Below are 24036 nucleotides of genomic sequence, written 5' to 3' on the forward strand. Positions count from 1 at the left end.
CCCTGCTTAACGGGGCAAACTCCCAGCATGCAACGGCGCGTGTCCCGCCCGAGCCGCCCGCCGGACACCGTCGACGACGCCCGCCTCGACGCCGTCCCGACGGCTCCGGCGCGGCCCGATTTCGGCCATAGTTGAGCCCTCTACCAGCGGTTTTATGCGTTCGGACCGCATGAGCTGCGGCGCCGGGACCCGTTGGGAAATGCGCCCGCGCGCAGTCGCGCGCGGCGGTGCGAGGGATCACGCATTCGTCACGGCGTGTCGCGCGTGTCGCGTTCGCCGTCAAACGGCAGGCCAGCGCCGCCGCCCCGCCCGCCGCGACGGGGTTCGGCGGGTCCCGCGGGGTCGTGGGGGGTCGGGGCCCTCGCCGGCGGCCGCCAGGGGCCGGCGAATTCGGGCTCTCCGGTTCCGCGGATTCGTACCACTAGAGGGTGTGCAACCGCAGGACCCGGACTCTTGGAGACAACGATCCGCACCTGCGGAAAAGCGGCCCGACCGGACGGCGTTCAGCTAATCCGCGGTGAGGGATCAGTTACGATCGGGGCGTGTCCAACCTGCGGATTCGCCAGGCGGCTGAGCTGCTCGGCGTCAGTGATGACACCGTGCGGCGCTGGATCAATCAGGGGGCGTTGGAGGTCAGCCACGACGCCGCCGGCCGCAAGGTGATCGCCAGCGAGGACCTCGCCCGCTTCTCCCGCAGCAACGCGCCCGCACCGCCGGCCGACCCGCTCAGCATCGGCAGCTCGGCCCGCAACCGCTTCGTCGGGCTGGTCACCGCGGTGGTCAGCGACAAGGTGATGACCCAGGTGGAGATGCAGTGCGGTCCGTTCACCGTCGTTTCGCTGATGAGCACCGAGGCCGCCGAGGAGTTGCAGCTGCGTCCCGGCAGCGTCGCGGTGGCCGTCGTCAAGGCCACCACCGTCATCGTCGAAACCGCCCAGCCCAGCACGGCGCTGGCGTCGGACTAGCGGCGATCGCAAGCGCGGCGTAGCCGGGCGCAGCGGGTCGCCGCCATCGCACTAACTCAGACCGCCAGGTAGGCGACGGCGTCCAGCATCCGTTCGGCCGCCCCGCGCAGCTCCGCCACCCCCGGCCCGGCCCGCAGCACCTCGCGCGCCACCGCGGGCAGCAGCTGCCCCGGCTCGGCCCCGCCCAGCCCGGCGAGCGCCTCGGGCCGCCCGCCCTGCACCCCGAGGCCCGGCACCAGCACCGGCCCACCCAGGGCGCTGAGATCGGGCGCCTGCAGCACGGTCGCGCCCACGACGACGCCGACGTATCCGGGCCCGGACGGGGTCGCCGACCGATTCACCACCGCCGCCTGGTCGACGACCAGCTGGGCCACCGTGCGGCCGTCGAAGGCGGCCCGCTGCACGGTCGCGCCCTCCGGGTTGGAGGTCGCGGCCAGCACGAACACGCCCCGGTCGTGCGCCGCGGCGGCTTCCAGCAGCGGCCGCAGCGACCCGAACCCCAGGTACGGCGTGGCCGTCACCGCGTCGGCGGCCAGCGGCGAATCCCCCGCCCAGGCAGCGGCGTAGGCGGCCATCGTCGTTCCGATGTCACCGCGCTTGGCGTCGGCCAGCACCAGCACCCCGGCCGACCGCAGGGCCGCGATGGTGCGTTCGAGCACCGCGAATCCGGCGGAGCCATAGGCCTCGAAGAACGCCACCTGGGGCTTGACGACGGCGAGCCCCGAGAACGCCTCGATGCAGATGTCGCAGAACGCGGCCAGCCCGTCGGCCGTCGTGGGCAGGCCCCAGGCCCGCAGCAGCTCGGGGTGCGGGTCGATGCCCACGCACAGCGGCCCGCGCTCGGCTTTCGCGTCGGTCAGCCGGACCCCGAATCCGGTCACCGGGCACCGTTTCCGGGCTGGCCGCCGTTACCGATCTGGCTGTGCAGCTCCTGCAGGCTCCGCACGTCGATGTCGCCACGGATGCCCGCCTCGATGCCCTGCACCGCGGCCGACGCGCCCTGCACCGTGGTGACGCAGGGGATGTTGACCGACACCGCGGCCGAACGGATTTCGTAGCCGTCGATGCGCGGACCGGAGTTGCCGTAGGGCGTGTTGATCACCAGGTCGACCTCACCGGCCTTGATGGCGTCCACCGCCGACGTTGCGGGACGGCCCGGTTGCGGGTCCTCGAAATGCTTGCGCACCTCGTCGCAGGGAATCCCGTTGCGCCGCAACATCTCCGCGGTGCCCTCGGTGGCGAGGACGCGGAATCCCAGGTCCGCCAGGCGCTTGACGGGAAACACCAGGGAGCGCTTGTCCCGGTTGGCCACCGACACGAAGATGGTGCCCTGGGCCGGCAGCGACCCGTAGGCGGCGGTTTGGCTCTTGGCGAAGGCGGTGCCGAAGTCGCGGTCGATGCCCATCACCTCGCCGGTGGACTTCATCTCCGGGCCGAGCAGCGAATCGATGGCGGCGCCGTCGGCGCGGCGGAAGCGGTGGAAGGGCAACACCGCCTCCTTGACGGCGATCGGAGCGTCCAGCGCCGCGTGCGCCCCGTCGCCGGACGCCGCCAGCAGCCCCTCCTCGCGGAGCTGGGAGATGCTGGCGCCCAACATGATCCGGGCGCACGCCTTGGCGAGCGGGATCGCGGTGGCCTTGGACACGAAAGGCACCGTGCGGCTGGCGCGCGGGTTGGCCTCCAGGACGTAGAGCACGTCGTCCTTGAGCGCGTACTGCACGTTGAGCAGCCCGATCACGCCGATGCCGTGCGCGATGGCCTCGGTCGCGCGGCGCACCTTCTCGATGTCGCTGCGGCCCAGCGTCACCGGGGGCAGGGCGCACGCCGAGTCGCCGGAGTGGATGCCGGCTTCCTCGATGTGCTCCATGATGCCGCCGATGTACACCTCGGTACCGTCGCAGAGCGCGTCGACGTCGATCTCCACCGCGTCTTCGAGGAAGCGGTCGACGAGCACGGGGTGCTCGGGCGAGAGCTCGGTCGCGCGGGTGATGTAGCCCTGCAGCGTCTCCTCGTCGTAGACGATCTCCATGCCGCGGCCGCCCAGCACGTAGGACGGCCGCACCAGCACCGGGTAGCCGATGTCTTCGGCGATCCGGCGGGCCTGGTCGAAAGTGGTTGCGGTGCCGTACTTCGGCGCCGGCAGGCCGGCCGCGGTCAGCACGTCGCCGAACGCGCCGCGGTCCTCGGCCAGGTCGATGGCTTCCGGTGGGGTACCGACGATCGGTACGCCCGCGTCGGCGAGGCGCTGGGCCAACCCGAGCGGCGTTTGGCCGCCGAGTTGCACGATCACCCCGACCACCCCGGGCCCGTCGCCGGCCGACTGTTGCTCGGCGCGGAAAACCTCCAGGACGTCCTCGAAGGTCAGCGGCTCGAAGTACAGCCGGTCGGCAGTGTCATAGTCGGTCGACACCGTCTCCGGGTTGCAGTTGACCATCACGGTCTCAAAACCGGCCTGCGACAACGTCGTTGCCGCGTGCACGCAACTGTAGTCGAATTCGATGCCCTGGCCGATCCGGTTGGGGCCCGACCCCAGGATCAGCACCTTGGGTTTCTCGGTCTGCGGCGCCACCTCGGTCTCGGCCGCGGGGTCCAGTTCGTAGCTGCTGTAGTGGTACGGCGTCTTGGCCTCGAACTCGGCCGCGCAGGTGTCGACGGTCTTGTACACCGGGTGCACACCCAAGCGCCCGCGCAGCGACCGCACCCCGTTCTCACCGGCCAATTCGGGCCGCAGCGCGGCGATCTGGCGGTCCGAAAGCCCGTTGTGCTTGGCCCGCCTCAGCAGGTCGGCGTCGAGGACCGGCGCGGCGATCAGCTCGGCGCGCAGCGTGATCAGCTCGCCGATCTGCGCGACGAACCACGGGTCCACACCGCTGGCCTCGGCGACCTGCTCCACCGACGCTCCCAGCCGCAGGGCGAGTTCGATGTCATAGAGGCGGCCCTCGGTCGGTGTCCGCAGCCTGGTCAACACCTCCTCGATATCCCCCTCGTCGTCGGGCTTGGTCCAGAAGCCGACGCGGCTGGTCTCCAGCGACCGCATCACCTTGCCCAGCGCCTCAACGAAGTTACGGCCCAACGACATTGCCTCACCGACGGATTTCATCGTGGTGGTCAGGGTGGGATCGGCGCCCGGGAACTTCTCGAAGGCGAACCGCGGCGCCTTGACCACCACGTAGTCCAGGGTGGGCTCGAAGCAGGCCGGGGTTTCCTTGGTGATGTCGTTGACGATCTCGTCGAGGGTGTAGCCGATGGCCAGCTTGGCGGCGATCTTGGCGATCGGGAAGCCGGTGGCCTTGGACGCCAGCGCGCTTGACCGCGACACCCGGGGATTCATCTCGATGACGATCAGCCGGCCGTCGGCCGGGTTGACCGCGAACTGGATGTTGCAGCCCCCGGTGTCCACGCCGACCTCGCGCAGGATCGCGATGCCGAGATCGCGCATCCGCTGGTATTCGCGGTCGGTCAGCGTCATGGCCGGCGCGACGGTGACCGAGTCGCCGGTGTGCACGCCCATCGGGTCGAAGTTCTCGATCGAGCACACCACGACCACGTTGTCGTTGCCGTCGCGCATCAGCTCGAGCTCGAATTCCTTCCAGCCGTAGATCGATTCCTCGATGAGCACGTTGGCGCTGGGGCTCTCGGCCAGCCCGGCGCCGGCCATCCGGTCGACCTCCTCGACGGATCGCGCCATCCCCGATCCCAGGCCGCCCATGGTGAAGCTGGGCCGCACCACCACCGGCAGGCCCAGCTCCTCGACCGTCTCGCGGACCTCTTCCATGGTGAAACACACTCGGCTGCGGGCAGATTCACCGCCCACCTTGGCGACGATGTCCTTGAACATCTGCCGGTCCTCGCCGCGCTGGATGGCGTCGAAGTCGGCGCCGATGAGCTCCACGCCGTGGCGCTCCAGCGCCCCGTTCTCGTAGAGCGCGACCGCGGTGTTGAGCGCGGTCTGCCCGCCCAGGGTGGCCAGCAGGGCGTCGATCTTGTTGCCCCGCTCGGCCTGTTGCACGATCACCCGTTCGACGAAGGCGGGGGTGATGGGCTCGACGTAGGTGTGGTCGGCGTACTCGGGGTCCGTCATGATGGTGGCCGGGTTGGAGTTGACCAGGCTGACCTGCAGCCCCTCGGCGCGCAGCACCCGGCAGGCCTGGGTGCCCGAGTAGTCGAACTCGCAGGCCTGCCCGATCACGATCGGACCCGAACCGATCACCAGCACGTGACGCAAATCGGTACGACGCGGCACTACCGCCCCTTTCCGCGGTTTGGGGCCGCCATCAACTCGATGAATTGGTCGAACAGGTAATTCGCGTCGCGAGGGCCGGCGGCGGCCTCCGGATGGTATTGAACCGAAAAGGCCCGTCCGTCGGCGAGTTTGACGCCCTCGACCACTCCGTCGTTGGCGCAGGTGTGGCTGACGATCGCTTGGCCGAACGGCGTGTCGAACGACTGGCCGGCCTCCCCCTCGAGCGCGAAGCCGTGGTTCTGTGCGGTCACCGCCACCCGCCCGGTGGCGTGGTCCATGACCGGGATGTTGATGCCGCGGTGGCCGAACACCATCTTGTAGGTAGACAGGCCCAGCGCCCGGCCCAGGATCTGGTTGCCGAAACAGATGCCGAACAACGGGATTCCGGCCCCCAGCACCTCACGGGTGACCGCCACGATGTGATCGGCGGTGGCGGGGTCGCCCGGGCCGTTGGACAGGAACACTCCGTCCGGTTTGATGTCGGCGATCTGCTCGTAGGTCGCCGACGACGCCAGCACGTGGCTGCGAATGCCGCGCCGGGCGAAATTGCGTGGCGTGTTGGTCTTGATGCCCAGGTCCAGCGCGGCCACCGTAAACCGGTGTGTCCCTTCGGGTTCCACGATGTAGGTGTCCGGCGTGCTGACCTCGCCGGCCAGGTCGGCGCCCAGCATGGACTGCTGTCCCGTCACCCGCTGCAACAACTCGTCCGGGTCGGCGAGCGCATCGCCGGAGAACACGCCCGCCTTCATCGAGCCGCGGGTGCGCAGATGCCGGACCACCGCCCGGGTGTCGATGCCGGCGATCCCCACGATGTGCTGGCGGATCAGCTCGTCCTCCAGGGTCCCGGTGGCCCGCCAGTTGGATGGGCGCGGCGACGGGTCGCGCACCGCGTAGCCGGCGACCCAGATCTTGTCGCCGCGGCTCTCGGCGTCCTCGTCGTTCCACCCGGTGTTGCCGATCTGCGGCGCCGTGGCCACCACGATCTGCCGGTGGTAACTGGGATCGGTCAGCGTCTCCTGGTAGCCGGACATGCCGGTGGAAAACACGGCCTCGCCCAGCGTTTGACCGATCTTGCCGAACGGCGTGCCGGTGAAGACGCGGCCGTCTTCGAGTACCAATAGGGCCTTACTGCTCACGCGACCTCATTCTCCTGGCCATCCCGTCGTTCCTCGAGCCACGCGTCGTAGTCGTGGCGCTCATTCGCCCGGAAACCGGTGTCGATCTCGACGCCCGACGGCAGCCGCCAGCGGATCGCCAGAATGCCGATCCGGGCCGGCCGCACCGCCATCCCGCGCTCCATGCGGATGGCCGTGATCGACTCCTGTGGAATCCAAATCGGTTGGGCCCGCAGGCGTTCCACCATGATGCCCCCGGCGTAGCGGGTCAGCACCGCTTTGCTGCGGTAACCGAGATCGCCTGCCGCGATTCGCTCGCTCCAGCCCGGCGCCATCATGGAACCGCAATAGTGGCCGCGGGTGGTGATGCTCGCCGCACCGACCTGGTCCGGGATCTGCGGTAGGTCGCCGATCAGCTCCGCCTGCCGCTGCGCGCGGCGCTGCCAGCTGCGCATCATCAGCTGGATCACCACCGTGATCACCACCACCAGCACGGCCGCGAAGATCAGCGACCCCACCAGCGTGCCCGAATTCATGCCGGGCACTTCCCGTCTCGACAGGTGACCTTGCCGCGCAGCAGGGTCGCGGTCACGGTGGCGGGCAAGGTCATCGCTTCGTAGGGCGTGTTGGCCGACCGGCTGGCCAGGTCGGGCCCGGCGACGTTCCACGTGGCGTCGGGGTCCACCACGGTCAGGTTGGCCGGCTCCCCCACCTCCAGCGGCCGGCCGTGATCGGGCAGGCGCGCGATGCGCGCGGGGTTTTCGCTCATCACCCCGGCGAGGCCACGCCAGGTCAGCAGCCCGGGGATGACCATCGTCTGCACCACGATCGACAGCGCCGTCTGCAGCCCCAGCATGCCGGGCCGCGCCGCGGAGAACTCCACGCACTTCTCGTGCTCGGCGTGCGGGGCGTGATCGGTGGCCACGCAGTCGATGACGCCGTCGGCCAGCGCCTGGCGCAGCGCCACCGCGTCGGCCGCCTCACGCAGCGGCGGGTTGACGCGGTTGCGCCCGTCGTAGCTGGCCAGCCGGCTGTCGTCGAGCATCAGGTGGTGCGGGGTGACCTCGGCGGTGATCGAAATCCCTTGATCCTTAGCCCATTTCACGATCTCGACGGTGCCCGCGGTGGAGGCGTGGCAGATGTGCACCCGGGCGCCGGCGTCGCGGGCCAGCAGCGCGTCCCGGGCGACGATGGATTCCTCGGCCGCCCGCGGCCATCCGGACAGGCCCAGCCGGGCGGCGGTGGGGCCCTCGTGGGCGACGGCGCCGACGGTCAGCCGGGGCTCCTCGGCGTGCTGGGCGACGAGCACGCCCAGGCCGGTGGCGTACTCGAGGGCGCGGCGCATCACCAGCGGATCGTGCACGCAGATGCCGTCGTCGGAGAACATCCGCACCTGCGCGGCCCCGTTCGCCATCATGCCCATCTCGGTGAGCTCTTTGCCGGCCAATCCGACGGTGACGGCGCCCACCGGGTGCACGTCGACCAGGCCGACCTGCTGGCCCCGATGCCAGACGTGGTCGGTGACCACCGGGCTGTCGGCGACCGGATTGGTGTTGGCCATCGCGAACACCGCCGTGTATCCGCCCAAAGCCGCAGCGGCCGAACCGGTTTCGATGTCTTCGGCGTATTCTCGGCCCGGCTCGCGCAGGTGGGTGTGCAGGTCGACGAACCCCGGGAGCAGCACCTGATCGGTGGCATCGATCACGTCGGCCGTATCGGGAATTTCCAATGCCGGGCCGATCTCGGCGATCTGACCGTCATCGACCAGGACATCGACGCGGTCACCTTCACCGTACAAGCGCACCCCGCGCAGCAAAACGCTCATGCGGCCCCCTCGTTTCCGGCCGACTCGGCACCCACGAGCACGTGGAACAGCACCGCCATCCGCACATGCACACCGTTGGAAACCTGTTGCAGCACAGCCGATTGCGACGAGTCGGCCACCGATGATGCGATCTCCATGCCGCGCAGCATCGGTCCGGGGTGCAGCACCACGGCGTGGCCAGGCAGCATCGCCTGGCGACGATCGGAAAGCCCGTACAGCGACGAGTATTCGCGCACCGACGGGAAGAAGCCGCCGTTCATCCGCTCGGCCTGCACGCGCAGCATCAGCACCGCGTCGGCGGCGGGCAGCTCGGCGTCGAAGTCGTTGGACACGGTGACCGGCCAGCCCTCGACGCCGACCGGCAGCAGCGTCGGCGGTGCCACCAGGACCACCTCGGCGCCCAAGGTGTGCAGCAACATGACGTTGGAACGAGCCACCCGGCTGTGCAGGACGTCGCCGACGATCACGACGCGCCGGCCATCGATGCCGCCGAGCCGCTGGCGGATGGTGAGCGCGTCCAGCAGCGCCTGCGTCGGGTGCTCGTGAGTGCCGTCCCCGGCGTTGATCACCGAGGGGCCGGAATCAGCGGAATCGCCTTCGGCGCATGTCCATTCGGCAAGCAGATGCGCGGCGCCCGACGCCGGATGTCGGATGATCAGCGCGTCCGCCCCGGCAGCCCGCAGCGTCAGTGCGGTGTCGCGCAGGGACTCGCCCTTGCCCACCGACGATCCGGTGGCACTGACGTTGATCACGTCGGCGCTCATCCACTTGCCGGCCACCTCAAAGGACACCCGGGTGCGGGTCGAGTTCTCGTAGAACATCGTCACGATGGTGCGGCCGCGCAGCGTCGGCAGTTTCTTGATCTCGCGGCCCACCAGCGCCTGGGCGAAGCGGTCGGCGTCGTCGAGGATGGCGGTCGCGTCGTCGAGGCTCAGGTCGCCGGCGGCGAGCAGGTGGCGCGTCATCGCGAGATCACCACCCCGTCGTCACCGTCGTTCTCCCTCAACAACACGTGCACGCTCTCGCCGCGTGAGGTGGGAACGTTCTTGCCCACGTAATCGGCGCGCAGCGGCAGTTCGCGATGGCCGCGGTCGACCAGCACCGCCAGCTGCACCACCCGGGGGCGGCCGACGTCGCGCAGCGCGTCCAGGGCGGAGCGCACCGAGCGGCCGGAGTAGAGCACGTCGTCGACCAGGATCACCAACGCGTCGTCGATGCCGCCGGCCGGGATCGAGGTTGCTTCCAGCGGCCGCGGTGGTTTTTGCATCAGGTCGTCGCGGTACAGGGTGATGTCCAGCGCGCCGTGGCCGACCTCGACGCCGCTGTATTCGCCGATGTTGCCGGCCAGACGCTTGGCCAGGATCACGCCGCGTGTGGGGATGCCCAGTAGCACGACCCGCGGCGCGTCGGGACCGTCGAGGGCCGTCTTTTCGATGATCTGGTGTGCGATACGGGAAATGGTGCGGCCCACGTCGGCCGCCGACATCAATTCCCGGGAATCACTGCCTGAGCGCGTGTCGCCCGCAGCACCCATACGAAACTTGACCTCCTTCTCCGCCTCACGGGACGGATCGTTAAAGGATGTCGACTGCACGGCAGCGTAGCACTTATTTCGGGGGCGGCGGCGCCAGGCGTGTGTGGCGCGCATCGCTTCGCCTCGTGCTCGTCACACCCGCCCCATGCGTCTCTCCCGGGAAGGACAGGATGTGTGCCCGCCTCACAGCGACAAGTCGCCGAGTGACGGTGGGACGGACGTGGACGGTCCTTGGGCACCCCTTCCGCGCGCAACGGCGCCAATCGGCTTTCGGCGCCGGCCCGCTAACCTGACCGAGTGAATCGCAGGACCCTGGATGGTAACGCGGCCTCCGTCCGCGAAGTGTGCGACGCCGGCCTGCTCGCCGGCGCCGTGACGGTGGTGTGGCAGCGCGGAGAACTGCTGCAGGTCAACGAGATCGGCTATCGCGACGTCGACGCGGGCCTGCCGATGCAGCGCGACACGCTGTTTCGCATCGCGTCGATGACCAAGCCGGTGACCGTCGCCACGATCATGAGCCTGGTCGACGAGGGCAAGCTGACGCTCAAGGATCCGATCGTGCGCTGGGCGCCGGAGCTGGCCGACGTGCGGGTGCTCGACGATCCGCACGGCCCGCTGGACCGCACCCACCCGGTGAACCGCGCCATCCTGATCGAGGACCTGCTCACCCACACCAGCGGCCTGGCGTACGGATTCTCGGTGTCCGGGCCGATCGCCAAGGCCTACATGCGGCTGCCGTTCAATCAGGGCCCGGACGCCTGGCTGGCCGAACTCGCCAAGCTGCCGCTGGTGCACCAACCCGGCGACCGGGTCACCTACAGCCATTCCATCGACCTGCTGGGCGTCATCGCTTCCCGCATCGAGGGCAAGCCGTTCCATCAGGTTCTCGACGAACGGATCCTGGATCCGGCGGGCATGACCGACACCGGGTTCTTCGTCACCCCCGAGGCCCGGCGCCGCGCGGCGACCATGTACCGGCTGACCAACGAGCACCAGCTGCAGCACGGGATGATGGGCCCGCCGCACAACCCGCCGCCGTCGTTCTGCAACGCCGGCGGCGGGTTGTGGTCGAGCGCCGACGATTACCTGCGTTTCGTGCGGATGCTGCTCGACGGCGGAACGATCGACGGCGTGCGGGTGCTCTCGGAGGAGTCCGTCCGGCTGATGCGCACCGACCGGCTCACCGACGAGCAGAAGCGGCACAACTTCCTCGGCGCGCCGTATTGGGTGGGCCGCGGCTTCGGGCTGAACCTGTCAGTGGTGACCGATCCGGCAAGGAGCACACCGCTGTTCGGGCCCGGCGGCGTCGGCACGTTCAGCTGGCCGGGCGCCTACGGGACCTGGTGGCAGGCGGACCCCACCACGGATCTGATCCTGATCTACCTCATCCAGAACCTGCCGGACCTGACCGTCGACGCGGCCACGGCCGTCGCCGGCAACACGTCGCTGGCCAAACTCCGCACCGCCCAACCGAGATTTGTCCGCAACACATATCGCGCGCTCGGCCTCTAAAGGGCGCACCGCCATGGCCGATTACCCACCCGACCGCATCAACGGGCCGCGGCTGACGCTGCGCCTGCCCACGCTCGACGACGCCGGGCCGCTGTACCAGCGTGTCGCGCGCGATCCACAGGTCACCAAATATCTGCTGTGGGCGCCGCATCCCGACGTGGCCGCGACGCGGCGGGTGATCACCGAAAAGCTCAACGCCGGCGCCGACGAGAAGACCTGGGTGATCGAGCTGCGGCACCGCGGCGAGGTCGTCGGGCTGGCCAGCTGCCGGCGCGCGGCGCCGCACTCGGTCGAGATCGGCTACTGCCTGGGCCGGCGGTGGTGGGGCAAGGGTCTGATGTCCGAGGTGCTCGGCATGCTGCTCACCGCGCTCGACGCCGATCGCGAGGTGTATCGCGTCTGGGCCACGTGCAGCGTCGACAACGAACGTTCGGCGCGCCTGCTCGAGCACGCCGGTTTCTTCCTGGAGGGGCGGTTGGCCCGGCACGCCGTCTACCCCACCATGGGGCCCGAGCCGCAGGACAGCCTGCTCTACGCCAAGATCCTGCGCTGACTAGTCGTTCGCCGGTGCGCCGTCGTGTTCCAGCGCCCGGCGCGCGTAGGCGCGCACGTCGGCGTCGCTGTCCTTGAGCGCGATCCCCAGGGCGTCCCGCGCGGCGGGTTCGGCCGCCCAGCGCGTCAGGCTGAGCACCGCCGCCTTGCGCACGTCCAGATGCGCGTCGCTGAGCGCCTCGGACAGCTGCGGAACCGCGAAGTCCGCCGCCGCGCCGGCCAGCGCCCGCGCCGCGCCTTCGCGCACCTGCCACGCCGGGGCCCGTAGCGCCTGCTTGACGGCGCTGTAATCGTCTTGGCCGCAACCTATCTCGCCCAACGCGGCGAGGCCGGCGGCACGGACCAACGGGTCGGTGTCGGCGACCAGCCCGCGCACAGCCTCGGCTCCGCCCCTTAGCGTCGCCAGCCCGGCGGCCGCGGCGATCCGGACCTCCCGGTTCTCGTCGGCGGCAGCGGCGACGACGCCGTGCACGTCGTCGACGGACACCAGCGCGCGCACGGCCTCGATACGCACCCGATGATCGGCGTCGGTGAGGGCCCGACGGTATTGGGCGCCGTCACCGGAGCGGCGTGCCGCCAGCACGTACAGCGCCGCCGCCCGCACCACGCGGTCGGCCGAATCCAGGTATTCCCCGGCCTTTTCGGGCTCGGGCAGCACCTCGACCAGCTCGCGGATCCCGTCGGCGCCGGTGCGGCGGACGGCGGCGTCGTCGTCGCCCAGCGCGGCCAACAGGGCGGGCGCATACCCGTCGGGGATGTGCTCGGTCAGTGTTGCCACCGCGGTGCGGCGCACGCCGGGATCGGAGTCGGCGAGGTAGCGCGCCAGGTCGGCGACCGTCGGTTCCTCGAGCGCCAGCACCTCGGCGATGCGGGGCGAGGGAGGTTCGAACGCCGTTGTGGCCGAGGCGATCCGGGACACCGCCGTGGCCGGGGCCTGGCCGCCGATCAGCGGCGGCTCCTCCACCGGGTACACGGTCTGGTCCGTGGGCGGCAGGCCGTCCAGCTCGGGGACCGGCACGAAATACGGCGCCACGGGCCGCTTGAGGAACACCATCTCACCGCCGGGGCTCTTGCGCAGGTTGAGGTGGTAGCCCCATTGGTTGTCGTCGCGGCCGGGTAGATCGGCGCGGTCGTGGTAGAGGCCCCAGCGCGATTCGGTGCGGGTGTGCGAGGACCGGGCGGCCATCTCGGCGCAGTCCCGGATGAACGACACCTCCACCGCGCGCATCAGCTCGTGCGGATTGCGGGCGCCCATCTCGGCGATCTCATCGCGCATCCGGTCGAAGGTGCGGATCGCGAGCGACAGTTTGGCCGCCGTCTTCGGCGGGGCGACATAGTCGTTGACGAAGCGGCGCAGCTTGTATTCGACCTGCGGCTGCGGCGGGCCGTCCGGGTGGCGCAGCGGCCGGTAGATCAGCTCGTGCGCCTCGCGCACCTGGTCCTCCGGAAGCCGTTGCGGCGCAGCCACGTCAGCCAGAGTGGACGCGGCGTGCGTGCCGGCCAGGTCACCGAACACGAACGCCCCGATCATGTAGTTGTGCGGGACGCAGGCCATGTCCCCCGCGGCGTACAGGCCGGGCACCGTGGTGCGGGCCTGCTCGTCGACCCACACGCCGGAGGCGGAATGCCCACTGCACAAACCGATCTCGGAGATATGCATCTCGATGTCGTGGGTGCGGTAGTCGTGGCCGCGATTGGCGTGGAACGTGCCGCGGGTGGGCCGTTCGGTGGTGTGCAGGATGTTTTCCAGCGCGGTCAGCGTCTCATCGGCGAGGTGCGTCACCTTGAGATAGATGGGTCCGCGCGCGGAGTCGATCTCGCTTTTAACCTCGGCCATCATCTGCCCCGACCAGTAGTCGGAGTCCACGAACCGCTCGCCGAGCGCGTTGACCTGGTATCCGCCAAAGGGATTGGCCACGTACGCGCACGCCGGGCCGTTGTAGTCCTTGATCAACGGGTTGACCTGGAAGCATTCGATCCCGGACAGCTCGGCACCCGCGTGGTAGGCCATCGAGTACCCGTCGCCGGCGTTGGTCGGATTCTCGTATGTGCCGTACAGATAGCCCGAGGCGGGCAGCCCGAGCCGGCCGCACGCCCCCGTCGCCAGGATCACCGCCTTGGCGCCGACGGTGACGAACTCGCCGGTGCGCGTGTTGAGCGCCGCGGCGCCCACCGCACGGCCGCCGTCCACCAGCACCCGCACCGGCATCAGCCGGTTCTCGATCCGGATCTTCTCGCGCATCGACCGTTGCCGAAGCACCCGGTACAGCGCCTTTTTCACGTCCTTGCCCTCGGGCATGGGCAGCACGTACGAACCCGAGCGGTGCACCCGGCGCACGGCGTACTCACCGTGCTCGTTCTTCTCGAACTTCACCCCGTAGCGCTCCAGCCGCTGCACCATCGCGAACCCGCGGGTGGCGGTCTGATACACCGTGCGCTGGTTGACGATTCCGTCGTTGGCGCGGGTGATCTCGGCGACGTAGTCCTCGGGCTCGGCCTTGCCGGGGATCACCGCGTTGTTGACCCCGTCCATGCCCATCGCCAGGGCGCCGGAGTGCCGCACATGGGCCTTCTCCAGCAACAGCACCTGCGCGCCGTTCTCGGCCGCGGACAGCGCCGCCATGGTGCCGGCGGTGCCGCCGCCGATGACCAGGACGTCACAGTCGAGCCGGACCGGTGCCGCCGGGTCGGGAATCTGCATCATGGGACCTCCGCATGGTTCAGCGCGGCGATGATCTGCGCGCGCAATTCCTGCTGCGGCCGGTCGCTGCGCGGATCCGGCACCTCGATCGAGGCTCGCAGTGGCTCACCGGCGCGGCCCAGCACCACGATGCGGTCGCCGAGCGCCAGCGCCTCGTCGACGTCGTGGGTGACGAACACGATCGTGGTCGGGTGGGTGCGCCAGGTGTCGATCAGCAAGCGCTGCATGGCCGCCCGCGTCTGGGTGTCCAGCGCGCCGAACGGCTCGTCCATCATCACCGCGCGGGGCGCGCCGGCCAGGCCCCGCGCGAGCTGGACGCGCTGGCGCATCCCGCCGGACAGGCTCTTGGGCAGGTAGTCGCCGAAGCCGGTGAGACCGAGTTCGTCGATCCAGCGTTCGGCGGCGGCGCGCCGGCCGGCACGGGGTTCGCCGCGCAGGCGCAGCGCCAGTTCGATGTTGGACCGCACGGTGCGCCAGGGCAGCAATGCGTTGTCCTGGAACACCATTCCCCGGTCGCCCGAGGTGGTGTGGACGGCGCCGCCGTCGGCCAGCACGCGGCCGCCGTCGGGTGAGAGCAGGCCGGCCAGGGCGCGCAGCACCGTCGACTTGCCGCAGCCCGACGGCCCGGTCAGCACCAGGATCTCGCCCGGCCGCACCACCAGGCTCAGCTCGTCGATCACCGGAGGACCGTTGTAGGACAACCGAACCCGGTCCAGCTCGAGGGTCATCCCGGTTTTCGTCGCGGTCATCGTGCTCCCTCCTGTGCGCGGGGCAGCCAGCGGGTCACCCGGCGGCCCACCACCTCGACGGCCGCCGACGTCACGAACCCCAGCACGCCGATTGTGATGATGCCGACGAACACCTGCGGGTAGGCCAGCACGGTGTAGTCCTGCCAGGTGCGGTAGCCGACGCCGAGGCGCCCGGAGATCATCTCGGCGGAGATCACGCAGATCCACGCCACGCCCATGCCGACGGACAACCCGCCGAACACACCCGGCAGGATGCCGGGCAGCACCACCTGGGTCAACACCTGCCAGCGGCCACCACCCAGCGTGCGCACCGAGTCCTCCCACAGCGTGGGCAGTGCGCGCACCGCGTGCCGGGTGGAGACCATGATCGGGAAATAGGCCGCCAGGAACGTGATGAACACGATGCCGGCCTCGTCGGTCGGGAACAGCAGGATGGCCACGGGCACCATCGCGATCGCCGGGATGGGCCGGGCCAGCTCCGCCAGCGGCCCGAAGACGTCGGCGAACAGCCGCGAACGGCCCAGCAGCACACCGGTCGCGACGCCGATGACGGCGGCCAGCCCGAAGCCGGTCAAAATGCGGATCAGCGACTGCGCCAGGTCGAGCCAGTATTCGCCGGTGCCGAGCCGGCGGTGCAGCGCGTTCACGATCTCGGTGACGGTGGGCAGCGTGTCGAACCGCAGCAACAGCCGCACCTTGTCCGCGGTGAGCAACTGCCACACCCCGATCGCGGCTGCCACCGACGCCACCCGCAGCAGCCGGGACTGCCACTGCGCCGTGATGCGCCGCGGCCGCGTCACCGCGGGCGTCGAGACCACGCCAAGGACTTGATCGGCCACCACTTGGGCAGTCATACCGAACCTCCCAGTGCCTCTTGGTAATCCATGACGACGCCGCCCGGGTGGGCGGCGAGGTACCGGTGCGCGCCGGCCGCGGTGCCGAACGGCAGGTAGTTCTGCCCGTCTTTGACCCAGAACGCCTTGTCCGCGAACCAGCGAGTGCCGAGTTCGGCGTCGGGAACGTAGGCCGCCCGGACCTTGGCGCCGTGGCCGACCGCGTCCCGCACGGCCTGCAGCAGGCCGGTCGGGGTCGCGGCCGTTTGCGTGGCGGTGGCCCCGTCCAGCCACAGCTCGCTGGCCAGCGCGGGGTCGCCGCGCAGCGCGGACGGGTTGGCGGTGCGCGCCCGCGACGCCGCATAGTCCAGCCCGCGGGCGGTGAACACCGCGCGCAGCGGTTCGTCCACCACGAATTTCGCCACATCGAGATCGGCGAAGTCGCCGATCGACTTCAGGTACGGCACATCGCTTTTCAGCGCCTCGACGAGCGACGGCTTCAGCGTGGTGTCGAACGACGTGCCGCCGGGACCGTTGTAGAGGTACACCACCTCCTGGGGCAGCCCGCTTTCCTCGGCGACGATGCGGGCGGCCTGCAGCGGCTTGTTGTTCAGGAAGTCGGTGGCGTCCAGTTGCGCCTGCAGGAAGGCGCCCAGCACCTCCGGGTGCGCCGACGCGTAGGAGCGGCGCACCACCACGCCGTGCAGGGTAGGCAGGTTCAGCTCGGCCCCGTCGTAGAGCAGTTTGGCCTTGCCCTGGTAGACCAGCAACCCCGGCCAGGCGACGAATTGCGAAAGCGCTTGCACCTGACCGGATTCCAGCGCCGACGCCCCGACCTGCGGCTGCTGGTTGAGCACCTCGACACCGCAGACACCGCCGCCGCAGGCCCGGCTCAGCGCCCGCACCAGGGTGCCGTGGCCGGCCGACCCGACGCTGGCGGAGACCTTGGTGCCCGCGAGGTCGGTCAGGCCCTTGGCGCGCGAATCCGGGCTCACCACCACCATGTTGAGGGCGCCCTTGGGGTTGTAGCCGGTGATGGAGACGATCTCGGTGCGGGCCAGCGGGTTGGCCTGTGTCTTGGAGCCGTTGATCAGCATCGGATAGTCGCCCATCGAGCCGATGTCGATCTTTTCGGCGAGCATCTGCGCGGTGATCGGGGCGCCGGTGTCGTAATCCTGCCACCGCACCGCGTATTTGGTGCCGGTGCGGGTGGTGATGTTCGCCAGGCGGCGTTCGAGGTAGCCCTGCGCGCGCAGCAGCGTGCCCGCGGTGACGGTGTTGATGGTCTTGGACTGGTACCCCACCACCACGTTGACCACACCGGATGACTGCGACAGGGATTCCAGCGAGCAACCCGAGGTGAGCGCGGCGACCGCGACCATCACCGACGCCGGCCATACGGCGTGACGTTTCATGAAAGATCCTGAGGCTAAACGCTTGTCAGCGAAGGAGATAGGGCATGTTGACGGTGACGGCGCCGGTCGGACAGCGGGCCGCGCAGGGGCCGCAGTACCAGCATTCGTCGACATGCATGAAGGCCTTGCCGGTGTCGGGGTTGATGGCCAGCGCGTCGAGGGGGCAGACCTCCACGCACAGCGTGCAGCCGTCGATGCACAGCGACTCGTCGATCGTCACGGGTACGTCCGCACGCGTGTTGTTGATCAGCGTCATGAGTTGCTCCTCGTTTCGGCTCTGACAAGATTGCCGCGCATGGTGATTCGGTCACCGCGCATCCGGATGTACTCGAGGTCGACGGGTGTGCCGTCCGCGAGGCTGGTGAGGCGCTCCAGCATCAGCAGGGCCGCACCGTCGGGCACCTGCAGCGTGGCCGCCGAATGCGCGTCGGCGGGGATGGCCTCGAGTGCCAGCGTCGCCGAGCCCAGCCGCTGCCCGCTGACGTCCTCGATGAGCGCGAACAAGTCGTCGGTCTCGAGGGGATGGTTCAACACCTGCCCGCCGATGTCCGGGGCGAGGTAGGTGAGGTCCAGGCTGAGCGGCAGGTCGCCGAGGTAGCGCAGCCGCTCGACGAACACCGCCTGCTCCCCCGGCTTCAGCCGCAACCGCCGGGCCACCGACGGCGGCGCGGTGACCGGCATGGCCGCCCGCACCTCGTTGCGCACCACGCCGAGGTCCTTGAACGTCTCCTTCAGGCCCAGCAGCGCGTCGAGCCCGTGGGCGTACTTGCGCTGCGCGACGTGGGTGCCGACCTTGGGCCCCCGGTCGATCAACCCCTCGTGCTTGAGGACGGTCAGCGCTTCACGAACGGTGTTGCGCGAGACCGAGAATTCGGCGGCCAAGTCCAGTTCGGCCGGCAGGCCGTCCGGGTAGGCGTCGGCGTGGATCTGCTGGCGCAACACGTCGGCGACCCGGCGGGCGCGATTGGCCCGCGAGCCCTGAGCATCCCCGACGGGTACTGGTTGCGCCACGCCGCCACGCTAACGCAGCTCAGGGGCCCTTTCCGGCCGACGACGGGGGCCAACGACGCCGGCCGAACGTATTGCGCCGGGCCCCATTCGGGCCCGACCAGCTAAAACCACGGGCCGCCACGCCATTGCGCCACCCGCGCCCACCCGCCGGCCTTGTGATCTTGGTGAGCAGAACCCGACGCGCGCTACCGTGGCGTGCACAACCAGCGACAACGGAAGATGCCCGCATGACGGACGTTTCGAAGCACGCGTTGACCAAGGTGCCGGCGGTCACCCTCGGCTTCTGGGTCATCAAGGTCTTGGCCACGACGTTGGGCGAGACGGGCGGCGACACCGTCACGATGACGTTGAATTGGGGTTACGCGGCCGGCGTCGGGATCTTCGGCGTCGCGCTGGTGGCGCTGGTTGCCGCGCAACTCCTGGCCAAGCGATTCCACGCGGCCCTGTACTGGACGACGATCGTGGCCTCGACGACGTTCGGCACCGTGCTGGCTGATTTCGCCGACCGATCGCTGGGCATCGGTTACACGGGCGGATCGCTGCTGCTGCTGGGCTGCCTGCTGGCCACCCTGGGGCTCCTGGCGCGCGACGCAAGGCAGCGTCTCGGTCTCCACCGTCTCGACGCCGAAAGTGGAGGCCTTCTACTGGGCAACCATCACGTTCTCGCAGACGCTGGGAACCGCGCTCGGCGACTGGCTGGCCGCTACCCGCGATTTCGGTTACGAGCGCGGCGCGTTGGTATTCGCCGCCGGCCTCACCGTCGTCGCCGCCCTGTACTACTGGACCTCCATTTCCCGCGTCGCCCTGTTCTGGATCGCGTTCATCCTCACCAGGCCGCTGGGCGCGACCGTGGGCGACTTCATCGACAAGCCCGTCGCCGACGGCGGCCTGGCGTGGAGTCGCCCGCTCGCCTCGACGGTGCTCGCCGCGCTGATCGCGGTATTGGTCGTGGTCATACCGCAGCGTCCCGGCCGCCACCCCGGCCGGCCCAAAGAGGATGCGGCGGAAGCCGAATCGGACACCGGCTGAGCGCTCAGCTGTTGTCGGCCACCGACGGCACCGCCCGGGCGTCGTCGGCGCCGTTGCGCGTCCCGTTCATGCCGGACGCGTCCGCGGGCAGCTCGAACGCCGCGGTCACCGACCCCACGGCGGCCGCCGCGGCGTTGCGTTGCGCTTCCATGCGCGCCAGCGCCGTCTCGGTGAACACCGACAACCCCAAATCCGGGTTGTACCCGTGGATTTCCTTGACGTCGAGCTGCGCGAGGAAGTAGACGATCTCCTTGGAGACCACCTGGCCGGGCACCAGCACCGGGAAGCCCGGCGGGTAGGGCACCACAAACGTGGTCGACACCAGCGTCTTGCCCTCGGCCAGCCGTCGGCCGGCCATGCCGATCAGCACGTGCTCGCGATCGGACTCTTCGTATCCGGCGTAGAACGCCGACCGCATGTCCCCGAAGTTGCATTGGTCGACGGGACGGAACGCGACGTCGAACTCGCTGAAGTCGGGCAGGTGCGGCAGATCCTCGGTGATCTCCTCGACATGGCGCTCCTGCAGGGCCCGGTCCGCCACGCTCGCCGCCTTTTCGGTGCGGTCGAAATCGATTGCCACCCTTCGCAACACGTCGAGCAGGTAGTGCACGCTCGACCAGGTGACGCCGATCGTGAAGATCAACAACACGCTGTTGATCGACGTCTTGTTGATCTGGATGCCGAACCGCTCCATCAGGATCTTCTCGCGGAAGTCGTAACCGTTCATCCCGGTCGCGCCGACGAACAGGGTCACCCGGGTCGCGTCCAGCACGAACTGGTCGGAGCGCCACGCCTCGTTCCACTCGGCCAGCGCCCCCTGCCTGACCTCGCGGTACGAACTGACCGACGACTCCCGGAATTCCTCTGGCACCAGGTCGGATTCATCGAGGATGCGGAACCACTTGCTGATCAGCCGGTCCTTGCGGACCCGGTGCCGGAAGACCAGCGCCATGTCGTAGACCTGCCGGACCAGTTGGAACCCTTCGATGTCGACCTGCCGGCGCGCCAAGTCCAGCGACGCGAGGAGCTGCTGGTTCGGTGAGGTCGAGGTGTGGGTCAGGAACGCCTCGCCGAACGCGTCGCGGGTGAGCGCGTTGAAATCCTGGTCACGGACGTGGATCATCGACGCCTGCCGCAGCGCCGACAGCGATTTGTGCGTGGAGTGCGTCGCGTACACGCGCACCCGCGCGGTGGCCGGGTCGGGCATCAGCTCACGCTCGATCCACTCCGACCGGTCGAGCCCTTGCATCGACGCGGCCCACTTCCGGTATTCCTCAACGTATTCCGGCGACACCAGCATGTGCTCGAGGCGCTCGGCGGCCACCATCGCGGTCCGCTGCCGGGCCCACGGCACCGCCGTCGCGAAGGCGTACCACGCCTCGTCCCACAGGAAGCAGATGTCCGGCTTGATGGCCAGCACCTCCTGCATGACCTGCAGCGGGTTGTAGACGACGCCGTCGAAGGTGCAGTTCGTCAGCAGCAGCATCCGCACGCGGTGCAACTGGCCGGCCGCCTCCAGATCCAGCAGCGTCTGCTTGATGGTGCGCAGCGAAACCGCCCCGTAGATCGCGAACTGCGGCAACGGATACGCGTCCAGGTACAGCGGGTAGGCGCCGGCCAGCACCAGCCCGTAGTGGTGCGACTTGTGGCAGTTGCGGTCGATCAGCACGATGTCGCCGGGGCGGGTCAGCGATTGCACGACGATCTTGTTGGCGGTCGACGTCCCGTTGGTGACGAAGTAGGTGTGGTCGGCGTTCCACGTTTTGGCGGCCTTGTCCATCGCCTTCTTGATGTTGCCGTGCGGGTCGAGCAGCGAGTCCAGACCGCCGGAGGTGGTGGAGGTTTCGGCCATGAAGATGTTGCGGCCGTAGAACTCCCCCATGTCCTGCAGCGACCTGGAGTTGAAGATGCTGGCGCCGCGCGCGACGGGCAGCGCGTGGAACTGGCCGACCGGCGCCGCCGCGTACGCCCGCAGGGCATCGAAAAACGGTGTGGCATAACGGTTCCGCAGACCGGCGAGCACCGTGCTGTGCAGATCGGTGACGTCGTTGAGCCGGTAGAACGTCCGGTCGTAGACATCGGGTTCGCTGTCGTCGCCCGCCGCGATCGACTCGTCGGTGAGCAGGTACAGGTCGATGTGGGGCCGCAGCTCCCTGATCCACTCGCCGCACTCCACCCAGTCGTTGGCGCGATCGGGAATGACTCCGTCCGCGTCCTCGTTGGGCCCGAGCAACGTGTTCATCAGCGGCAACCGGTCGCGGGAGCGCAGCGGCAGGTCGTCGCGGATGATCGCGGCCTGGATCTCCCCGTTGAGCGCGACCGCGGTGATGGCGTCCTCGACGCTGGGGACCACCAGGATCTCGAACTGCACGTCGTCGGACGGACAACGCAGCGCCCGCAGGCATTCGGCCAGGCTGTCCGGCGCCGTGGTCGGGGCGTCGTCGGCGAGCAACACGGTGTAGAAATGCTGCTGTTTGGCCTGCGCCACCAGCTCCTGGTCATCCAGCGGGGCCGAGGTGTCGAAAAGGCCTGCGCGGTCCCCATATTCGCTCAGCAGCCGCACGGCCAGGGAGACCTCTTCGGTGAGCCGCACCGTGGACAGGCTCTCCAGGTGCGCGCGGAAGACCGCCAGGTTTTCCGCACCCGGGTACAGCCAGTACCGCTCGTAGGCGGCGATGCGATCCATCAGGCGCTTCACCCGGGCGACGTCGTGGGTTTTGTCCAGGCCGGCGAGATCCACCTCGGCGAGGTGACGGCACGCGTCGTCGAGCAGGTTCCAGGTGTCGACACGGGCGTACGACGGGTTGGCCACCGCCGCCAGCGCGGACACTCGAAGTCGTCGCGGCTGGGTGCTGTATCGAATCATGACCTCACCTGTTCTTCTCGGATCGCCGCCGCTGCAGTCCAGCTCGTATTGTCAACCCGCCGCGCCCCGCCCGTGGTCATTTCACCTCAGCATTGGTCAGCGATCCGGTTCTTCGTGGCTATCCCTGTCACTTTCGATCATCCGCCTGTTGCCCCTGGCGCCGTCCGCCCACCGCAGCACGGGCAACTCCCGGCGGCGGGCCGGCAGGTCGGTGACGTCGCTCAGCGCTCGCACCACGCCCTGCGTCAGGCCCATGATCGCGGCCATCACCGGCAGCAGCGGCTGCAGCGGCCGGGCCGCCGAACGCACCGTGCTGATGCGGCGGGCGACGGCCACCCGTTCGGCGCAGTGATAGAGCCAGGCGCCCACCGCGAGCGCGAAGATCGAGAGCACCGAGGCGACGATGGTCCACCCGTAGGCGGCGCACACCACCGCGACCACCACCACCGTCGCAGCCAGCACGGCCGCAACGACCAGGCGCAGCTCCAACCGGCTCATGGCTGCGGTCCGCGGTCCTCCGCTGTGCCTGCGGCGTCGGAACCCACCGCCCCCCGGACGGCCTGGGCGGCCGCCCTGATCTGCGGGGTCACCAGCATGACGTGGCCGAGCACCCCGTTGACGAAGCCCGGAGAGTCGTCGGTGGACAACTCCTTGGCCAGCTGGACGGCTTCGTCGACGGCGACCGGCTCCGGCACGTCGTCGGCGTACAGCAGCTCCCACACCGCGACCCGCAGGATGGCGCGGTCCACGGCGGGCAGCCGGTCCAGCGTCCAGCCCTGCAGGTGCGAGCTGATCAGGTCGTCGATGTGCGCGGCGTGTTCGCCGACGCCCCGCGCCGCCGCGGCCGTATACGGCTGCAGGGGCGCGATTTCGGGGTTCGCCTCGGCCAAACCGGTGCGGACGTCGACAACCTCCGCGGGGCTCAGTCCGCGCGCCTCGGCTTCGAACAGTAGGTCGACGGCGCGCTTGCGAGCCTGATGTCGCCCTTTAACGGGCCGGCTCACGCGTTGACACGTCCCAGGTAGCTGCCGTCACGGGTGTCCACCTTCAGCTTGTCCCCGGTGTTGATGAACAGCGGCACCTGGATCTCCGCCCCGGTTTCCACGGTCGCGGGTTTGGTGCCGGCGCTGGACCGGTCGCCCTGCAGGCCGGGCTCGGTGTGGGTGACCTCCATTTCGACCGACACCGGCAGCTCGAGGTACAGCGGCGCCCCGTCGTGGAACGCCACCTGCACCGGCAGGCCCTCGAGCAGGAACCGGGCGGCGTCGCCGACCAGCGATTCCGGCAGCGGATGCTGTTCGTAGTCCTGGCTATCCATGAACACGAAGTCCGAGCCGTCGCGGTACAGGTAGGTGGCGTCGCGCCGGTCCACGGTCGCGGTCTCCACCTTCACCCCGGCGTTGTAGGTCTTGTCGACGACCTTGCCCGAGAGCACGTTCTTCAGCTTGGTCCGCACGAACGCGGGGCCCTTGCCGGGCTTGACGTGCTGGAACTCGACGATCTGCCACAGCTGGCCGTCGATCACCAGCACCAGTCCATTCTTGAAATCGGCAGTGCTTGCCACGGTTCGGTATGTCTCCTCGGGGATGGACAGTCGGCTACGGAACTGTCTGCGACTTGTCGGCCAGTTTAGAGTGCTCGCCGGTCAAGGCCCGCGGCACGGGGTCGGGGGCCGGCGGGCGGAAC

Annotated in this window: 20 protein-coding genes and 1 pseudogene; 4 read left to right on the forward strand and 17 right to left on the reverse strand. The window is 69.4% G+C overall.

Annotated features, from left to right (window positions below; all coding sequences use genetic code 11):
• The first annotated feature begins 542 nt into the window (after window positions 1-542).
• Window positions 543-965 carry a TOBE domain-containing protein gene (locus AC0KTM_RS14985; protein ID WP_008258197.1) on the forward strand — a complete coding sequence of 141 codons (423 nt, stop codon included), beginning with the start codon at window positions 543-545 and terminating at the stop codon, window positions 963-965.
• A 56-nt stretch (window positions 966-1021) separates the two neighbouring features.
• On the opposite strand, the gene pyrF is transcribed toward AC0KTM_RS14985, so the two are convergent.
• The 7 genes from pyrF to pyrR are packed head-to-tail and all read right to left on the reverse strand — an operon-like array spanning window position 1022 to window position 9682.
• A complete protein-coding gene (gene pyrF / locus AC0KTM_RS14990; RefSeq protein WP_225328445.1) occupies window positions 1022-1846 on the reverse strand; it encodes an orotidine-5'-phosphate decarboxylase in 825 nt (274 codons plus the stop codon).
• Window positions 1843-5208, reverse strand: coding sequence for a carbamoyl-phosphate synthase large subunit (gene carB, locus AC0KTM_RS14995; RefSeq protein WP_472416024.1), 3366 nt, complete (start codon window positions 5206-5208; stop codon window positions 1843-1845). The genes pyrF and carB overlap by 4 nt, the downstream gene beginning before the upstream one ends.
• On the reverse strand, window positions 5208-6344 hold the full coding sequence (gene carA, locus AC0KTM_RS15000; RefSeq protein ID WP_472416026.1) for a glutamine-hydrolyzing carbamoyl-phosphate synthase small subunit: 1137 nt from the start codon (window positions 6342-6344) through the stop codon (window positions 5208-5210). Before carA ends, carB begins: the two co-directional genes overlap by 1 nt.
• On the reverse strand, window positions 6341-6859 hold the full coding sequence (locus tag AC0KTM_RS15005; RefSeq protein ID WP_238956287.1) for a PH-like domain-containing protein: 519 nt from the start codon (window positions 6857-6859) through the stop codon (window positions 6341-6343). The genes carA and AC0KTM_RS15005 overlap by 4 nt, the downstream gene beginning before the upstream one ends.
• A complete protein-coding gene (locus AC0KTM_RS15010) occupies window positions 6856-8148 on the reverse strand; it encodes a dihydroorotase (protein ID WP_472416028.1) in 1293 nt (430 codons plus the stop codon). The genes AC0KTM_RS15005 and AC0KTM_RS15010 overlap by 4 nt, the downstream gene beginning before the upstream one ends.
• Window positions 8145-9113 carry an aspartate carbamoyltransferase catalytic subunit gene (locus AC0KTM_RS15015; protein WP_225328450.1) on the reverse strand — a complete coding sequence of 323 codons (969 nt, stop codon included), beginning with the start codon at window positions 9111-9113 and terminating at the stop codon, window positions 8145-8147. Before AC0KTM_RS15015 ends, AC0KTM_RS15010 begins: the two co-directional genes overlap by 4 nt.
• Entirely contained in the window at window positions 9110-9682 is a 573-nt protein-coding gene (pyrR, locus tag AC0KTM_RS15020) for a bifunctional pyr operon transcriptional regulator/uracil phosphoribosyltransferase PyrR (RefSeq protein WP_225328451.1), read from the reverse strand. The genes AC0KTM_RS15015 and pyrR overlap by 4 nt, the downstream gene beginning before the upstream one ends.
• A 297-nt stretch (window positions 9683-9979) precedes the next feature.
• Here pyrR and AC0KTM_RS15025 point away from each other — a divergent pair, with 297 nt between their 5' ends.
• Both AC0KTM_RS15025 and AC0KTM_RS15030 read left to right on the forward strand, forming a co-directional pair.
• Window positions 9980-11194, forward strand: a complete 1215-nt coding sequence (locus tag AC0KTM_RS15025; RefSeq protein WP_472416030.1) for a serine hydrolase domain-containing protein — start codon at window positions 9980-9982, stop codon at window positions 11192-11194.
• A gap of 13 nt (window positions 11195-11207) precedes the next feature.
• On the forward strand, window positions 11208-11747 hold the full coding sequence (locus AC0KTM_RS15030) for a GNAT family N-acetyltransferase (RefSeq protein ID WP_238956290.1): 540 nt from the start codon (window positions 11208-11210) through the stop codon (window positions 11745-11747).
• Here the strand turns inward: AC0KTM_RS15030 and AC0KTM_RS15035 are convergent, their stop codons facing one another.
• The 6 genes from AC0KTM_RS15035 to AC0KTM_RS15060 are packed head-to-tail and all read right to left on the reverse strand — an operon-like array spanning window position 11748 to window position 18455.
• Window positions 11748-14450, reverse strand: coding sequence for a fumarate reductase/succinate dehydrogenase flavoprotein subunit (locus tag AC0KTM_RS15035; protein WP_238956291.1), 2703 nt, complete (start codon window positions 14448-14450; stop codon window positions 11748-11750).
• Window positions 14447-15196: an ABC transporter ATP-binding protein gene (locus AC0KTM_RS15040; protein WP_472416032.1), complete on the reverse strand. Its 750-nt coding sequence runs from the start codon at window positions 15194-15196 to the stop codon at window positions 14447-14449. The genes AC0KTM_RS15035 and AC0KTM_RS15040 overlap by 4 nt, the downstream gene beginning before the upstream one ends.
• A complete protein-coding gene (locus AC0KTM_RS15045) occupies window positions 15193-16050 on the reverse strand; it encodes an ABC transporter permease (protein WP_238956292.1) in 858 nt (285 codons plus the stop codon). The genes AC0KTM_RS15040 and AC0KTM_RS15045 overlap by 4 nt, the downstream gene beginning before the upstream one ends.
• A complete protein-coding gene (locus AC0KTM_RS15050) occupies window positions 16047-17444 on the reverse strand; it encodes an ABC transporter substrate-binding protein (RefSeq protein ID WP_472416034.1) in 1398 nt (465 codons plus the stop codon). Before AC0KTM_RS15050 ends, AC0KTM_RS15045 begins: the two co-directional genes overlap by 4 nt.
• A 25-nt stretch (window positions 17445-17469) precedes the next feature.
• Window positions 17470-17700 (reverse strand): 4Fe-4S dicluster domain-containing protein, encoded by a 231-nt coding sequence (locus tag AC0KTM_RS15055; RefSeq protein WP_008258228.1) that lies wholly within the window; start codon window positions 17698-17700, stop codon window positions 17470-17472.
• Window positions 17697-18455: a GntR family transcriptional regulator gene (locus AC0KTM_RS15060; protein ID WP_225328458.1), complete on the reverse strand. Its 759-nt coding sequence runs from the start codon at window positions 18453-18455 to the stop codon at window positions 17697-17699. Before AC0KTM_RS15060 ends, AC0KTM_RS15055 begins: the two co-directional genes overlap by 4 nt.
• A 227-nt stretch (window positions 18456-18682) precedes the next feature.
• On the opposite strand from AC0KTM_RS15060, the pseudogene AC0KTM_RS15065 reads away from it, so the two are divergent.
• Window positions 18683-19484, forward strand: a pseudogene (locus tag AC0KTM_RS15065) (COG4705 family protein).
• A 4-nt stretch (window positions 19485-19488) separates the two neighbouring features.
• Here the strand turns inward: AC0KTM_RS15065 and AC0KTM_RS15070 are convergent.
• The 4 genes from AC0KTM_RS15070 to efp form a co-directional block, all read right to left on the reverse strand.
• Window positions 19489-22350, reverse strand: coding sequence for an aminotransferase class I/II-fold pyridoxal phosphate-dependent enzyme (locus AC0KTM_RS15070; protein WP_472416036.1), 2862 nt, complete (start codon window positions 22348-22350; stop codon window positions 19489-19491).
• Window positions 22351-22446: 96 nt separating this feature from the next.
• A complete protein-coding gene (locus AC0KTM_RS15075) occupies window positions 22447-22848 on the reverse strand; it encodes an antitermination protein NusB (RefSeq protein ID WP_225328461.1) in 402 nt (133 codons plus the stop codon).
• The gene (nusB, locus tag AC0KTM_RS15080; protein ID WP_225328462.1) at window positions 22845-23354 is read right to left on the reverse strand and encodes a transcription antitermination factor NusB; all 510 of its coding nucleotides are present in this window, start codon (window positions 23352-23354) and stop codon (window positions 22845-22847) included. Before nusB ends, AC0KTM_RS15075 begins: the two co-directional genes overlap by 4 nt.
• Entirely contained in the window at window positions 23351-23914 is a 564-nt protein-coding gene (gene efp, locus AC0KTM_RS15085) for an elongation factor P (RefSeq protein WP_225328463.1), read from the reverse strand. The genes nusB and efp overlap by 4 nt, the downstream gene beginning before the upstream one ends.
• Window positions 23915-24036 lie beyond the last annotated feature (122 nt).

It is taken from the genome of Mycobacterium sp. NTMscope_Eco_3, from assembly GCF_976985685.1.